General features: G+C 43.2%; 11 protein-coding genes. 6 read left to right on the forward strand and 5 right to left on the reverse strand.

Features of this window, described 5'->3' with window-relative positions; genetic code table 11:
- Positions 1 to 38: 38 nt before the first annotated feature.
- A complete protein-coding gene (locus AAA938_RS13315) occupies positions 39 to 1,535 on the reverse strand; it encodes a xylulokinase (RefSeq protein ID WP_338229235.1) in 1,497 nt (498 codons plus the stop codon).
- Positions 1,536 to 1,538: 3 nt separating this feature from the next.
- Entirely contained in the window at positions 1,539 to 3,182 is a 1,644-nt protein-coding gene (locus AAA938_RS13320) for a sodium/sugar symporter (RefSeq protein WP_338229236.1), read from the reverse strand.
- Positions 3,183 to 3,590: 408 nt separating this feature from the next.
- On the opposite strand from AAA938_RS13320, the gene sdaAB reads away from it, so the two are divergent.
- The 3 genes from sdaAB to AAA938_RS13335 are packed head-to-tail and all read left to right on the forward strand — an operon-like array spanning position 3,591 to position 6,975.
- Positions 3,591 to 4,268, forward strand: a complete 678-nt coding sequence (gene sdaAB / locus AAA938_RS13325) for an L-serine ammonia-lyase, iron-sulfur-dependent subunit beta (RefSeq protein WP_338229237.1) — start codon at positions 3,591 to 3,593, stop codon at positions 4,266 to 4,268.
- Positions 4,269 to 4,308: 40 nt separating this feature from the next.
- The gene (locus AAA938_RS13330) at positions 4,309 to 5,661 is read left to right on the forward strand and encodes a TolC family protein (protein WP_338229238.1); all 1,353 of its coding nucleotides are present in this window, start codon (positions 4,309 to 4,311) and stop codon (positions 5,659 to 5,661) included.
- A gap of 3 nt (positions 5,662 to 5,664) precedes the next feature.
- Positions 5,665 to 6,975: an efflux RND transporter periplasmic adaptor subunit gene (locus AAA938_RS13335; protein WP_338229239.1), complete on the forward strand. Its 1,311-nt coding sequence runs from the start codon at positions 5,665 to 5,667 to the stop codon at positions 6,973 to 6,975.
- A 64-nt stretch (positions 6,976 to 7,039) separates the two neighbouring features.
- Here AAA938_RS13335 and AAA938_RS13340 read toward each other — a convergent pair whose 3' ends face one another.
- Both AAA938_RS13340 and AAA938_RS13345 read right to left on the reverse strand, forming a co-directional pair.
- The gene (locus AAA938_RS13340) at positions 7,040 to 9,136 is read right to left on the reverse strand and encodes a fibrobacter succinogenes major paralogous domain-containing protein (RefSeq protein WP_338229240.1); all 2,097 of its coding nucleotides are present in this window, start codon (positions 9,134 to 9,136) and stop codon (positions 7,040 to 7,042) included.
- A gap of 123 nt (positions 9,137 to 9,259) precedes the next feature.
- Positions 9,260 to 11,536 carry a TonB-dependent receptor gene (locus AAA938_RS13345; RefSeq protein WP_338229241.1) on the reverse strand — a complete coding sequence of 759 codons (2,277 nt, stop codon included), beginning with the start codon at positions 11,534 to 11,536 and terminating at the stop codon, positions 9,260 to 9,262.
- A gap of 151 nt (positions 11,537 to 11,687) precedes the next feature.
- On the opposite strand from AAA938_RS13345, the gene AAA938_RS13350 reads away from it, so the two are divergent.
- The 3 genes from AAA938_RS13350 (at position 11,688) to ggt (ending at position 14,918) form a co-directional block, all read left to right on the forward strand.
- Positions 11,688 to 12,344, forward strand: a complete 657-nt coding sequence (locus AAA938_RS13350) for a metal-dependent transcriptional regulator (RefSeq protein WP_338229242.1) — start codon at positions 11,688 to 11,690, stop codon at positions 12,342 to 12,344.
- A 154-nt stretch (positions 12,345 to 12,498) separates the two neighbouring features.
- A complete protein-coding gene (locus AAA938_RS13355; protein ID WP_338229243.1) occupies positions 12,499 to 13,134 on the forward strand; it encodes a putative polyvalent protein kinase domain-containing protein in 636 nt (211 codons plus the stop codon).
- Between the two features lie 89 nt (positions 13,135 to 13,223).
- Positions 13,224 to 14,918 carry a gamma-glutamyltransferase gene (ggt, locus tag AAA938_RS13360; protein WP_338229244.1) on the forward strand — a complete coding sequence of 565 codons (1,695 nt, stop codon included), beginning with the start codon at positions 13,224 to 13,226 and terminating at the stop codon, positions 14,916 to 14,918.
- Between the two features lie 235 nt (positions 14,919 to 15,153).
- On the opposite strand, the gene AAA938_RS13365 is transcribed toward ggt, so the two are convergent.
- Positions 15,154 to 16,293: a phospholipase D family protein gene (locus AAA938_RS13365; RefSeq protein ID WP_338229245.1), complete on the reverse strand. Its 1,140-nt coding sequence runs from the start codon at positions 16,291 to 16,293 to the stop codon at positions 15,154 to 15,156.
- Between the last annotated feature and the right edge of the window lie 3 nt (positions 16,294 to 16,296).

Below are 16,296 nucleotides of genomic sequence, written 5' to 3' on the forward strand. Positions count from 1 at the left end.
ATAGGTTTATAAAATAGGTTTTTTCGAAAGTTTAAAATCTAGTTGCTCAGCCACTCATTTAGGCGGGTTTCCCATTGCTGATAGGCTTCCTCATAGGGCTCAAAGAAGTTGACATTTGGCTCCAAAGTTTCCAGAAGGCCTAATCCCTGAAAGGCTTCAGCCTCAGAAGCAAAAACTCCAGCCCCTATACCTGCCCCTCTAGCTGCTCCTTGAGCTCCATCCGTGTCATATAACTCCAAAGACACCCGATTCATGTGCACAAAAGTCTTGCGGAAAAGCGGACTCAGAAACATATTCGCATGTCCGGCTTTGACCGTCTGAAGATTCATCCCCATGTCTTTCATGATTCTGAACCCATAAGTCAAAGCTGAGACTATTCCCTCCTGAGCTGCTCTCACCACATGGCTTTTATCATGCTTGAGCAGATCCAATCCCAAAAGATGGGCACCTACGGGACGATTTTGAATGATTCTCTCCACGCCGTTGCCAAATGGAATAAAGACAAGGCCCTCAGAACCAATCAATGCACTGCTGCCAATCCGGTTCATTTCATCGTAAGTGATTCGGGCACCCCCCATGAGTTTTTTCAGCCAGGAATTCAGAATTCCAGTGCCATTTACGCAAAGTAAGACACCATAGGAAGGACTTTTCTCTGAGTGGTTGACATGAACGAATGTATTGACTCTGGATTTGGGATCGTAGAGCGGCTGGTCACAGACTCCATAGACTGTTCCGGAAGTTCCGGCCGTGGTAGCCAACTCTCCCGGTTTGAGTACCTGTAGGGAAAAAGCATTGTTGGGCTGATCCCCTGCACGGTAGGAAATCGGAACTCCTTCCTCCAAGCCGGTTTCTTTAGCCGCTTTTTTACTGACTTTTCCCTGAATGGAAAAGGAAGAAACGGCTTTTGGAATCCATTGCTCTGGAATCTCCATTTGCTTGAGCAGCTTTTTGCTCAGCCCATTGGATTTGAAATCCCAAAAAATCCCCTCCGAGAGTCCAGTCTCAGAAGTCAGGATTTCTCCACTCAGCTTCATGGCGATATAGTCCCCTGGAAGCATGATTTTATAAATTTTGGAAGCTACTTCTGGCTGATTTTCAATCACCCATCGGAGTTTGGAAGCAGTAAAATTCCCCGGAGAATTCAACAGGTGAGGGAGACAATAGCTTTCACCAAGCCCTGCCATTGCTTTTTCTCCAATGGAAACCGCCCGGCTATCGCACCAAATGATAGAGGGTCTCAGGACATTTTGATCCTGATCCACACATACCAAGCCATGCATCTGATAGGCGATACCAATTCCCTTGAGTTCTCCTTTTTTTACTCCAGCCTTTTTTAAAACAAAAGCGGTGGTTTCCTTCACATACTTCCACCACATCTCAGGATCCTGCTCAGCCCAGCCAGTCTCAGGAGAGGCTATCGGCATTTCCTCTTCAGGAAATGCTTTGGAGGCAATGGATTTGCCGGAGTCAACGTCAAGTAAGGAAGCTTTTACCGAACTGCTTCCTAGGTCAAGCCCTAACAATAATTTTCTCATCGCTTACCAGAAAATAGTATACAGACCTGCAATAATTCCGGCAATCAAAATCGCTCCGATCTTGAATTGGGTACTTGTCTTGAATAGGTCTCTATTGACATCAATGCTGTTCGGATGGTCTTTTCCTTTACCTTCTACCAAGGAGATGACGATCATCAAGGTAGCCAAAACAAGGAATACCACACCCATTCGATCGATGAAAGGAAGGTTAGGGAAAACGGCCTTTAGTACCACGGAAAGAGGAATACTCAAAGAGGCTCCAACAAGGGCTGCATTGGAAGTGGTTTTCTTCCAGAAAACACCGAAGAAGAAGATCGCAAAAACTCCCGGACTGATAAAGCCAGTGTATTCCTGAATAAATTGGAATGCCTGATCCAACTGCCCCAATGCGGGTGCTACGATCGAGGCAATAGCAAATGCGACCAAGGCAGTAATTCGGCCCACCGTCACCTGCTTGGACTCCGTGGCATTTTTACCGAAATACTTGGTATAAATATCCATGGTAAAAATGGTGGAAGTACTATTAGCCATGGAAGCCAAAGAAGAAACAATCGCGGCAGTAAGCGCAGCAAATGCCAAACCTTTCAACCCTACAGGAAGTAGCTGAAGCAAGGTTGGATAGGCTCGGTCAGATTTCACCAATCCGGTAGCCGGGTCGGTCATGGATTGGATGAAAGCAGAGTCTCCACCGTTTTTTACAATTACCCAAGCAGCAATTCCGGGAATTACCACAATCAGAGGCATCAAAAGTTTCAAAAATCCGGCGAAAATCATCCCTTTTTGGGCCTCGTCCAAGCTCTTCGCAGCCAAAGCACGCTGGGTGATATACTGATTGAATCCCCAATAGCTGAGATTGGTAATCCACATCCCTCCGATCAGTACGGAAAGCCCTGGAAGCTCGAGATAAGCATCTTTGGTTCCGCCTTTTCCATCCGGTATCATCATTTCACCTTTGGAAAGAATCATGGAAAAGTGGCCAGGAACTTCTTTCCTCAACAGGCCCAAACCCTCCCAAGCATCACCGTTACCTACCATACTTAAGGCGATGTAAGTCGTAGCCAAACCACCGGCGATAAGGAATACTACCTGTACCACATCCGTCCAAGCCACTGCTTTGAGTCCACCATAGATGGAGTAAATCATGGCGAATAGTGCCAAACCCACAATTCCTGTGAATAAAGGCACGTCCAAAATCGTATTGAGTGTCAACGCTCCGAGATAGAGAACTGAGGTCAGATTGACAAAAACATAAAGCAGAAGCCAAAAGACAGCCATAGTGGTCCTTACCCGAGTATCATATCTGTCCAAAAGGAACCCGGGCATGGTGTAAATGCCTTTTTTGATATACACGGGAAGAAAAAAGATGGCCACTACCAAAAGAGTAGCCGCTGCCATCCATTCATAAGTTGAAATGGCAAGTCCAAGGGCAAAGCCCGAACCGGACATTCCGATAAACTGCTCTGCAGAAATATTAGAAGCGATAAGGGAGGCTCCTACTGCCCACCAGGGAAGTGCTTTGGAAGCCAAAAAGTAATCGGAGGAGTTTTTGACATGGCCTTTTTTCTCACGGGATACGAAGATGCCCATACCGATAATCAGGAGGCAATAGCCGATAAAAACGGCTAGGTCAATGGGTTCAAGAAGCATAGGATTGGGTTAGGTTGAGAGTTTTGGGTATAAAGAATCAGGATTAGTTCAAATTTTATTTATTAAGGTCGATAAATATAAGGCTTTGATGCAAACGTCTGCAGAGATTTTCTCCAAGTAGCGATTTTTTTAAAAAAATCCATAAAAAAACTCCACTCTTGGAAGGGAACGGGGATCTTCTTTTGCAAAAAATGACAGAAGAGCATATTCCTGATATCTCCGATACTTGTCTCATATCCGCTCATTTTATTGTTCAAAATCGAACACTTTTGTTATCTGTTCTTATTATCAAAACCTAGACTGATTCTAGAAAGAGTTGATTTTTGACTGAATATGCCGTTTAAGGAAATATTTTTTTAATCTTCGGGGGAAAATTAGGCTTAGCATTAATATTGACTCAAAAAGCCCATGGCCAATAAGAGTAGTGTCTTTGATATGATAGGTCCGGTGATGATCGGCCCCTCCTCTTCACATACAGCGGGAGTGGTTCGAATTGCCAGATCAGCTATCCGGGTTTTGGGTGGAATTCCAGATGAGGCGGACATTACTTTTTACAATTCCTTTGCTCGTACCTACGAAGGTCACGGGAGTGATCGGGCGATTTTGGGAGGTTTGATGGATTTTAAAACAGATGATCCCAAAATCAAAGATGCCATAGAACTCACCAAAGAAAGAGGCTTGAAGTACAAATTCAAATCCATCGGAAACTCCTCCGTTCACCATCCCAATACTATCAAGCTCAATTTGAAAAAAGGAGAAAAAGCAATCGAGGTAGTCGGAGAAAGCCTCGGAGGAGGAGTCATTAATATCGCTGAAGTAGACGGTTTTGTGGCTAATTTCTCCGCTCAATCCCATACCTTAATCATTAAGGCAAAAGATACCGCCGGTGCCATTGCATTCATTGCGAGTGTGATTGCGCAGGAAGGTTCCAACATTGCCACTATGTCCGTTTCCAGAAAAGGAAAACATGATACGGCCTGTCATGTTATTGAAATGGATTCAGGCATTCGACCGATCACTACCCAATATTTACAGTCTATACCTTGGATCAAGGAGTTGATATACATTCCTGATATTGATCTTTAAAACCCATTAAATTCCAAACATAAACCAACTGTCCAACCGAATGAAAAAGTTGTTCTTATTCTTTTTACTGACCACAGGAGCCTTTTTCCAGGCTTTTTCTCAAGATGAAATTCCACGTGGTCCATTTGACCTTCAGACCTGTGTGGATATCGCATTGGAAAATAACCTAACCCTCCAGCGTACCCGGCTCAATCAGGAAATTACTGAAGCCACTTTGCTCCAAAATCAAGGGCAAAGGATCCCCAGCTTTTCCATGGGAGCAAGTTCAGGGTATCGATGGGGTCGTTCTATCAACCCGGTAACCAACCTCTTCGAAAACAACCGAATCGGAAACATTAACCTGTTTGCCAATTCCAATGTGACGGTATTTGGAGGGATGAGAATCAACAATTCGGTAGCCCAAGCAAGAAAAGACCTAGAATCAGGGGAATTCAACCTACAGGCAACAACCAATCAGGTTACTTTGGATATCATCAATCAGTTTATCAATGTGGTTTTCAACCGAGAGCAGGTAAAAATTGCTGAAAACCAATTGAAATCTACCTCAGAGCAGCTGGAAAGAACTACCAAACTGGTCAATGCAGGATCTCTTCCCATCTCTGACCAATTGGATCTTCAGTCACAAAATGCCACCAACCAACTGGAGTTAATCAATGCCAAAAACAATCTAAGACAAGCAAAACTTGCGCTTGCGCAGGCCATGCAGATTCCATTTTCAGAAGACTTTGATGTAATCGAGCCTGAATTTGAGGTTACGGCTTACGATTTGGCGACCAACGATCCCGCAAAAATTTATGAAATCGCGATCAACATCATGCCCGAGATCAAAGCCAGTGAGGCAAGTATTGAAAGCGCAGAATATGGCGTGAAAATCGCCAAAGGTGCCTTCTACCCTACTTTGGGTCTCGGAGCAAACGTATTCTCCAACTATGTAGACCAGCCGGGATTTGGCCAGACTGAAATTCCAAGCTTTGGTGATCAGGTCGAACGAAACCTTTCCCAGTCTGCCAATTTGCAGCTGAACATACCGATTTTCACCAATTTCAACAACCGGGCGGCAGTACAGCGAGCCAGAGCTCAAAAGGCTTTGGCTGAAGTAGATAATCAGCAGGCCAAAAACCAACTTCGTCAAGACATCGAAACCGCTTACAACCAAGCTCTAGCAGCTGAGCAATCCTATGAAGCTTCTCTAGTTCGGGTAAAAAGCCTGGAGGAAACTTTCCGTATCGCTCAGCAGAGATTTGATTTGGGCGCGATCAACTCTGTGGATTTTCAGGTAGCTCAAAACAACCTGTTTAATGCCCAAGCAGACTTGCTCAATGCTAAATACACTTACATTTTCAGAATTAAAGTACTTGATTTCTATATCGGTAACCCCATTAACTTAAACTAAACCATGGCTAATAAAAAGTCCAACAAACTATTGTATTACCTCCTAGGAGCTGTTGTCCTGATTATTCTTTTCGCAGTCATCGGGCGATCTGCCGGATGGATTGGGGGAGCAAAAGAAACCGAAGTGGAATTTGCTACCGCCAAAAAGACCTCCATCGTGGAAAAAGTGAGTGCCTCAGGAGAAATACAGCCTGAAGTAGAAGTCAAGCTATCTCCTGACGTAGCCGGTGAAATCATCGAGCTGAATGTACAAGAAGGCGATTCCGTGGAAGCGGGAAAGCTTTTGGTCAAAATCCGCCCTGACAACTTCGTCTCCGCACTGGAAAGAAGCCGAGCAAACCTCAATCAGCAGATGGCAAATTTGGCCCAATCCAAAGCTACCCTTCAGCGATCTGAGGCTCAATACACACAAGCTGAGCTAAACTTCGAAAGACAAAAAGCACTTTATGCTTCGAAGGCTATTTCTGATGCAGATTTTGAAACTGCTCAAGCCAACTTCCTTTCAGCAAAAAATGACTTGGAAGCAGCCAAGCAGAATGTGGTAGCGGCCGAATTCATCATCAAAAGTTCTCAAGCCTCCGTTAACGAAGCTGCTGAAAACCTCAGATTGACCAACGTAAATTCTCCCGTTTCAGGGATTGTATCCAGCCTTTTGGTAGAAAAAGGGGAACGTGTGGTAGGTACTCAGCAGATGGCAGGTACTGAAATGATGACCATTGCAGACCTTTCCAAAATGGAAGTGCGAGTGGATGTGAATGAAAATGATATCATCCGATTGTCTTTGGGTGACACGACCATTATCGACGTGGATGCCTACTCCTCTACAGGAAAAAAATTCAAAGGAATCGTCACCAGTATTGCCAATACAGCCAATACCAAAGCTTCTGCCGATGCAGTGACAGAATTTAAAGTGAAAATAAGAATCCTGAACAGCTCCTATGAGGACTTGGTCAAAGCGGGCAACCGCTACCCTTTCCGACCAGGAATGACTGCATCTGTGGAGATTTTGACGACGTCCAAGGACAATGTCCTTTCGATCCCATTGGCTTCTGTAACCACCAGAGACAACGTAGTAGATACCTTGGCCGGAGGTACTACCAAAGTGAAGGAGCTTGTATTTGTACATGAAAACGGAAAAGCTGTGCAGCGAGTAGTGAAGACAGGAATCTCCGACTACGAAAACATCGAAATTCTGGAAGGAATCAAAGAAGGTGAAGAAGTTATTTCAGGTCCTTATTTTATCGTTTCCAAGCAGCTGAAAGATGGGGATTTGGTGAAAAAGATGAGTGCTGCTCCAGCGGCTAAAGAAGAATAAAACCAGCCTTAAGCAAAAAAAGCCCGCGTTTGATTTGAACGTGGGCTTTTTTTGCTCCAAAGACTTATTCTTTTTTAATGCACCGGATATAATGGCCTTCAAAAAAGAAACTGGATCGAAGACTGATTTGAAGGGAACTCGTTCCGGCTTCCAAGAGGGCAATGGTATTAGGCAATAAATCATCGTTAGCAGAATTCCTGGCCCACCATCCGGTAAAAACACCTAAACTTTCAAAGGAACCAAACTGATTTTTCAATCCTCCCGCTCTTGCATTAAACCCTGACTCATTCGAAGAATAGGGATAAGACTCCTCCCAGCTGCCTCTTTTTTTGAGCATTTTGCCAGCTTCAAAAGCTCCACCAAGTTCTCTTGCCAAGGCTTCAAAATCCTCTGTAGTTGGGATTTCCCATCCGTCCGGACAGAGGCATCCCGGCAAAGCATGAAGGTTATAGAGGTAGCCATAATTTCTCTCAAATTCCGAATCATTAATATAGGGTGAATAGGAAGCAAAGTCGAAATTTTGTGGGCTATTGGGATTCGGAGCGGGCCAATCCGATCTCCTTGGCACTGGCCTCCCATCAATCCGAATGGTATTTCGAAGGTTTTCGGCCATCCACCAGCGGTCTCCTATTTTAACGGTTGTGTACTCATTCCCTTCCCTATCCATGACTTCACCGAATTCTGGAACAAAAAATTCAAGCACTATTTCCTCACCGCCTCCTCTTACTATTACTGAATGATTTCCCGAATTAAAAGTCGCTTGGGTTTCGTTGATAATTCCATTGCTCCATTCTATCATGAGAGGTGCCATTCCGGAAAAAACCTGAAGAAAGGCTGTCCCCGAGTCAAAAAACAAATCCAGAATCAATTCTGATTCATCAACCACAATTCCTTTAATAGTTCTTGAAACTTGGAATCCATCGAAATGGATATCCAAAACAAAGTCAAATTCCTGTGTGCCCTCTCCCAACTTAGAAAAGGCCAAATACAATTTTCCATCAACTATTTCACCTTTTGAATAACTCACTCCTGGATTGGAAATGGACTGAACCTCAAACTCAAATTCAGTCAAGGCTCTTTTTTCAATAAAATTGGTAAGCGGGAAATCGTAATAAGTGATAAAAGAGAATGTGGGTAATTCCAAGTTCCTTTCTTGCTGAATTGAAAAAATAAGGTCCCGGTTGGATGAATTCTGATTTTTTATCGATTTAATGTAGCTAACCTTCGCCCCCAATCCATTGAGGCTTTCACTTCCATCCAAGGCACGAAGAGGTGAAAACCCTCCGGTCAATTCCAATGCAAGCGAATTCCCGGAATTAAATAGCAGAGGATCAGTCCCCAACACACCAAATTTGGACTTCAAATCCACTTCCTTAACTATCTTACAAATGAAAATTTGGGATCCTAAAAATTCCTGAACCAATAAATTTCTCAAAATCAAGTCTCCGAGAAATGATAAAAACGCGTCATTGAAAGTTGATTTTGGCAAAAAAGCAATCCTTGCTTTAAGCTGATTCAGTTCCCAGTCTTGTTCAAAAGTATTGAGTTGGAATAGGGTGAATTTTTCATCAAGACAGTTTTCAAATTCCCCTTCTGCCTGAAGGCTAAAAGGAACAAACTTTTCAAACCCATTTTGATAGATCAGGTAAATCAATTCATTTCTTTCTTTGGAGGAAAGGTTTGAATATTGGGAAAGGAAATGATCAGACCATTTTTGGACATCCTCCAGAAAATACTGATAGGTAGGATTTTGGCTAAGGCTATCCTTTATTTGGGCACTTCCTTCAAAATAATTGGACCAAAAACCCGCTATTGCCTCCGGAGATATGGAATTTTCAACTAGAGTCACATCCCACACTCTGATTTCTTTCTGTAAGTCCAACTTTAGCTGATACTTTCCCGGAGGGAGGTCAGGCACTTTGAAAACAACTTCATTTTTTTCAGTAACACCAGCTTCTATAGGAACCTCTCCAAAAAATCCGGTGACTGTTTCAATACCAGATGCCAAAGGCCCTGGACTAAAATACCTGATCTGATAAGGGAAAAACTCCTTGGAAATGGAACCCTGATAATTAAAATCATCAATCACAGGAACTTCTTCCTGATTGCAAGCAACTACGGCCAAAAGAAGCAGAAAAATGAAATAGCTAATCTTTCTCATAGCCCTGAAGAAAGGATGTATTGTTCTCAACAAAGAACCCAATTTCAATCAGGAGAATGAAAAATAGTAAAAATTAATTTTCAGGCTGCTTACTAAACTCCCTGCCTATTTTATTGATAATTATTAATTGACGGTCAACCTGATTCCCAAAAACCCTCTAATCCCCTGATTCGGTGCAAACATATAGGAAGGATCAAAGGTCAAGGCATTGGGATTGTCAGGAGTAGGTATAGCCTGTCCTGCATCATCAAATACCACTCCCCGATCAAATGGATCAAAGGCTCGGGCAATACTGTTGGCCGGAGGGGTATAGTTGAGCAGGTTTTTCACCCCACCGTAGACTTCCCATTTCTTCCCAAAGCTTTTGGTAACCTGAATATTCTGCAGGCTCCACCAAGGAGAATATTCCGGACGGTCGTCCAACTCTCCCAAAAGCGGCAATCGCATCGGTCCATACACATTTCCTGTGTAGTCAATAGTCAATTCCAAGGGATGGAAATGATATCCTATGGTCCAGACCCCCGAGAATCTCTCCGTAAGTAATTGCCTCTCTCTCACCCCGTTTTCTGTAAAGGAAACATCCATCAAAGTTACTCCAGAAAGAACTTTCAGTCCGTTGGCCCAAAGGGCATCAAAACTCAAACTGAGCCCTTGGCTTCTGGAAGTCCCCTCAAGATTGGCATAGATGATCTGATTGGGATTAGTTTCGTAGTCAGGGATGATCTTGTTGGAGAATTGGGTGAAAAATGCAGAGGCATCCCAGCTGAAGTAATTCCCCTGATCAGTATAAATCTTTTTGACCAAGTTGGTATTTACATTCCAGCTTCTTTCCGGGTCCAAATCCTCCTCAAAAACCACCTGACGGGCTCCTGTCAAAGCAGCATGGTCTTCGGTAAAGACATTAGCCACCCGGAAGCCGTTGCCTACAGATGTCCTCCAGATCAAGGATTTATCTTTGGAACTCAGCTTGTAATTGATCCTCGGGGACCAAATCCCTCCATGGACAGAATTGTAGTCGTAGCGAAGCCCTGCCAAGAGACTTTGATTGGTCTTGAATTTGAACTCATTCTGGGCAAAAAACCCGGGCAAATGAATCTGAGAAGGATTGTTCCCTATTCCTCCCGATTCCGCTGTGGCTGGAGTATTGTCGTCATAGTAGGTATACCGATACGCCAGGCCTGTTAACAATTGGTTTTTGCCCAAGGTCTTGTTCCAAGTCAGCTGGCCAAAACCGATCCGCTGATCTGCCAGATAAAACATGTCCCCGTAGTAGGAATCCTGTTTATGTCCATTGGCAGAGACCTGTAGATTGATTTCTTCCTTCACAGGCAATTGGTAATTTCCAAAAAGCTCCCAACGACGGGTGCGGATACTCTCTCCGTAAACTTCATCCCCTCCCCGGTCTGCCGGAGTCCAGTTGAGCTGTCCTCCCCATCGGTCTTCCTGAATGTACCTTCCGGCCAAGGAAAGGGTTTTTCCATTTCGCTGCTGAATCTGAAACTTCTGGAAAACTGAAAACCGCTCCTGCAAAGTCAGGTCAGTTAAGCCATCCCCATTATTGTCAATAGGATTGTCGTAGTGAAAGGCATTGATTCCCGTCAGGGACTGGACCTTTTCACCAAATGAGGACCGAATCCCTAGATCCAGATTCAACTCTCCCCAGGTAGTTCCCATTGCATCTGCAGACACTAAGGGAGCATTTTCCGGTCGCTTGGTGATAATATTGATCAATCCGGCAACAGCCTCCGAACCATAAAGCGTAGATGCAGGCCCTTTGACCACCTCGATGCGATCGATCAGAGATTGGGGAATGCCGGAAAGCCCATAGACTGTACCCAAACCACTGACCAAGGGCATTCCATCAATCAGAATCATGGTGTAAGGTCCCTCCAATCCGTTGATCTGAATATCACCGGTGTAGCAAATACTGCAATTGACTTGTGGTCTGACCCCGTTGATATTTTGGAAGGATTCGAAAAGAGAAGGACTGCGGTTGGCCTGAAAAAAGGAGCTCTTGTACACTTCCACCGGCACGGGACTGTCTTTTCGGGAAATCTCCTGAAGCGTACCACTGACCACCACTTCATCCAAAAGGGCTTCTACCCCATTGACATTCAAAGTCATTTCCTTCCCGCCACTCGGCACATCTATACTTTGCTCCAAGGCCTTTTTTCCTAAATAGCTGACTTGCAACAAGTACTGACCGGGAGATTCCAAATCGAGAATAAATCTCCCCTCCTCGTCAGAAACTGTACCTTTCCCTGTCTCTTTCACCAAAAGTGTAGCATAAGGCAAAGGCTTGCCATCTGCAATCACCTGACCGGATAGCAAGGAATTTTGGCCAAATGAGCCAGTAACAAAGCCTAAAATCAATCCAAATACCAAGGCAAGCTTTCTCATCTCTGTTATTTTTTCAAAAATGCAACATTATTGCATTTAAAGAAAATTAATCTCGAATTTTAAATTTAGAAGACCAAAATTACATACTTAGATTATTCTAACAAATTTGTTTTCTAAATAAATTTTCGATTTTTGAAGAAAAACCCAATCCATGGCATCTTCGACAGAAGAGAATTACCTCAAATCCCTATTCAACCTGGCCAATGAGCAGGGAGAAGTCAGCATTTCCGATTTGGCACAAAATCTCCATGTGTCCATGCCCACAGCCAACAGCATGGTCAAGAACCTCCAAAAACAAGGTTGGGTGGTCTATGAAAAATACAAGCCGGTAGTCCTGACCAAAGAGGGAAAAAAGGCGGCAGCTTTGGTAATCCGAAAGCATCGACTGACCGAAATGTTTTTGGTCAAAAAGATGGGCTTTGGCTGGGAGGAAGTCCACGAAGTAGCTGAACAGATCGAGCATATTCATGCCCCAAAATTCTTCGAGCGAATGGATGAAATGCTGGGTTTCCCTACCATCGACCCACATGGATCGCCTATTCCTGATGCTCAAGGTCGAATGCAGGAATTTTCCTACCAACCTCTTTCAGCCTGCAAGGTGGATCAGGAGGTACAGCTCACTGCTTTGACCAACTCTTCTACCGAATTCTTGGAATTCTTAAACGGTCGTTCCTTAAAGCTTGGCCTTCATTTAAAAATCCATTCTCGGGAAGCCTATGACCAGAGCATGATCATCAGCTACGAAAATCATCCGAGTGAAACCCTCAGTGAAAAGGTCTGTGAGCGACTTCTGGTGAGGGTGATTTAAATCTTTTGACCTAATACTTTATCTACCCGTTAAATTATCAGTTCAAGGAATTAAACCTTCTGTTAGAGCTGGAATTTATGGGTCAGTCTCATGTTAAAACCAGGGAACTGTCGAACCTTTTTCGAAGTTCATCAGATGGTGTATCTTTGACTAAATGCAAAACCACCTAAAAGATGAAATCAGAGCTATCATTTCAGGAAAGGGCCAAGTTAGGCATGGAGCAGCTATCCAAGCAGCCGCCAGTTACCTTAGCTATGGCCAAGCAACAAGCCCAAAATCTCAAATCTCAAAGCAAGTCCAAGAACAAGAAGCAAAAGATTTAGAGAAGTATATTTCAGAAAAACACTTATGGATTTCTGAAATAGATTTTTCTAAATACGTTAGTGAGGGGGCAGAACAGCGAGTTTTTTTGAAAGATGAAGAAAGCGTAATTAAGCTGAATGATGGGATTTATTATAGCTCATGGAGGGACTACTTTTACAACCTTCTTCTTCACAATTTTTTCTTTCCCGATACAGCCTATCAACTCCTTGGTTTTACCAAAGAAGAGAAATCTTTATTCTCGGTGGTTAAACAGGATTTCGTTTCAATCACTGAACCTACTGATATCAATCAGGTAAAATTATTTTTGGAGTCTAATGGATTCCTGAATACCCGAAACAATGATTATTTCAGCCCTGCATTAGGTATCATTTTGGAAGATTTACATGATGAAAATGTTCTAACTAGAAATGGGATATTATATTTCATTGATACCGTTTTCTACTTGACTGATTCTTTTTGGAAATAGCACAATCCTGATTTCCCCCTACCGCTCAAAAACTTTCCCTTGAAACAATTCCCGGACTGCTTTAGTATCGCATTACTAATGCTATCCCTATGAGACGTTTTTACTTCCTTTTCACCCTTCTATTCATTTCCTCCCTAGCTGTGGCACAAGACCGGGTCAGCGGCAAGCCTTTCGCCACCCGTTCGGAAGTCATCGCCCAAAATGGAATGGTCGCTACCGCCCAACCCCTAGCTACTCAAGTCGCTTTGGATATTTTGAAAAAAGGAGGAACAGCTATGGATGCCGCCATCGCTGCCAACGCCATGCTCGGCTTGGTGGAACCCAATGGCTGTGGAATCGGTGGAGATGTCTTTGCCATCATTTGGGATGCCAAAACGCAAAAACTCTATGGCTTCAATGGAAGCGGTCGAGCGCCTGAGCTTTTGACCATGGAAGTTTTTCAGGAAAAAGGATTGAAAAATGTGCCTTTATTGGGTCCGCTTCCCGTTTCCGTTCCGGGTTGTGTGGATGGCTGGTTTGAGATGCACGGACGATTTGGCAAGCTTCCGATGGAAGAAATCCTTCAGCCTGCCATTGACTATGCAAACAATGGATTCCCAGTCACCGAAGTGATTGCCTGGCAGATGGACCATATGTGGCCGGAGATGCAGGACATTCCTGGCTTTCGCAAAACCTACATGCCCAACGGCAAAAATACCCCGAGAAAAGGCGAGGTTTTCAAAAATCCAGATTTGGGCAGAACCTATTCCCTGATTGCCAAGGAAGGAAGATCTGCTTTTTATGAAGGAGAAATCGCCCGAACCATCGATCGCTTCATGAAAGAAAACGGAGGCTATCTTCGCTACGAAGACCTGCAAAAGCACAGGTCGGAATGGGTCGAACCCGTCAGCACCAACTATCGTGGCTACGACGTGTGGGAACTTCCCCCCAACGGACAAGGCATCGCTGTCCTCCAAATGCTCAATATTCTGGAAGGCTTCGATATCAAATCCATGGGTTTTGGCAGCACAGAATACCTACACGTACTCACTGAAGCCAAAAAACTGGCTTTTGAGGACCGGGCAAAGTTCTATGCAGACCCTGATTTCAACCAAATTCCGGTAGAAACCCTGATTTCCAAAGAATACGCAGCTGAACGAAGAAAACTGATCGATCTCAACAAAGCCGCTCAATCCTACCCTGCCGGAGAAATTGAAAAGGGAAATACGACTTACCTGACGGTCGCTGATAAGGATGGGAATATGGTTTCCTTTATCCAGAGCATTTACGACGAGTTTGGCTCGGGAATGGTGCCGGATGGCTTGGGCTTTGTTCTGCAAAACCGGGGACAGCAGTTTAATGTGCAGGACCCCAATCACTGGAATTCGCTAGCCAAAGGAAAGAGACCATTTCACACTATTATTCCGGCCTTTATCACCAAAGACGGCAAGCCTTACATCAGCTTTGGCTTGATGGGAGGTTCGGTGCAGCCTCAGGGACATACCCAGATTGTAGTCAATCTGATTGATTTCGGCATGAACCTGCAGGAAGCCGGTGATGCGCCACGAATGCGGCACAATGGCAGTTCAGAACCTACCGGGTCCAAGATGACCAATGGAGGCTCCCTCAATCTGGAAAGCGGATTTTCCTACGAGGTCATTCGCCAACTGGAAGAAATGGGCCATCGGGTAGAGTTTAGCGTGGGGCCTTACGGAGGCTATCAGGCCATTCTCTTCGATGCCATCAATAAAGTCTACATAGGTGCCTCCGAATCCCGCAAGGACGGACAGGCAGCGGGGTATTAAGTTTTGGGCTAAAGCCCAGCAATTGTTTTTTGGACTTTTTGGAATGGGCTAAAGCCACATTCCTATACAAAATATCATTTTCAGAAGGAATGTTTTAAAGCCAAATTCCTATTCAAAAGATACTAATCCAGATTTTGAATTGCCTCCACCTTTAGGTTGAGGGAAAGAAGGATCCCCAATTATTTCTGGGCTTTAGCTCTTTAGAGTTGTTTTATTATTGCTGGATAAATTCATATTAAAGTTTAATTCCTCTATAGAACTTATTTATGAAATCTTCAGGAATAGCGCCTTTTGTTTGAATAGCTTTTTCAAAACTTTCTTCGAGCCAAATTGCACCTGCCTCGCTCAATTGAATATCAGCTTTTTGCCTTAATGCGCTTTTAGGTGAAATGTTACCACTACCATTTTTATGATTTCTTGAAGTTGATTCAAAACTTTCAAAATCCAAATCATTAATTAAATCATTCATCTTTGGACAATCTTTATATGTCCCATTTATAAATTGAACCTCTTTTAGTCTTACAAAAATAGGCCAGTCTTTTATCCAATCAAGATGCTTGAAATCTTCTGGACCAGCTACATCCCTAAACCTATGGTGCTTTATGGTTACAGCTCTAGCAAAAATGGAATAGTCATTTTGGGAGTGCCTTGAAAGCTGAGCCATAAATACGATATCTCCATCTCTGTATCTATTTGGTCTTCGATCATTAGTCGTTTTTGAAAATGACAAAGCATAATGAGCTACTCCGTATCTAATGTTGTCTTCAACCAAAGTATTCATATCAGCTCTATCATTACCTAAACCAAAAAATTTAATGAAGTATTTCCTACCTTTCGTCACTTGCTCTACATACGAAGCTCCGTAATCCTTTAAGTTATCTAATTGAGAATTAATCTTTTGTGGATAATTATTAATTTCTAGAATCCAGTCCTTTAATTTATTTCTATTCAGTAATAAAGGATCTATTTGCCATAATTTATTAAAATAAGATTCTGAACTATTTACTATTTGTGAGTCGTTGGTAATTAATCCGAATTCCCTATTATTAAAAAATCCACCTGATGTAAAATTTGCGGAAGTAATAATCACAGAATTAGAATCGAATAAATAAATCTTAGCATGCAAGCCTTGAATTCCTTTAATTTCTGCTCCATTTTTCAAAAGTTTTTCAACTGCTTTGATACTAGAGACACCTGATCTAAAATCATTTAGATTGTATCTTGTTATTACTTGAATTTTATCCCCTTTAAATTCCTTAAGCAAATGGTTTACCATAATCTCAGAAATAAAGGGTGATATAATTTTCACCTTTAGTACTCCAGTTAAATTCTCTTTAAAAATTTTCAACCAATTTTCATGAATTGTTTTGATCATATT

Origin of the sequence: Algoriphagus taiwanensis, from assembly GCF_036245645.1 — a bacterium.
GTDB lineage: Bacteria > Bacteroidota > Bacteroidia > Cytophagales > Cyclobacteriaceae > Algoriphagus > Algoriphagus taiwanensis.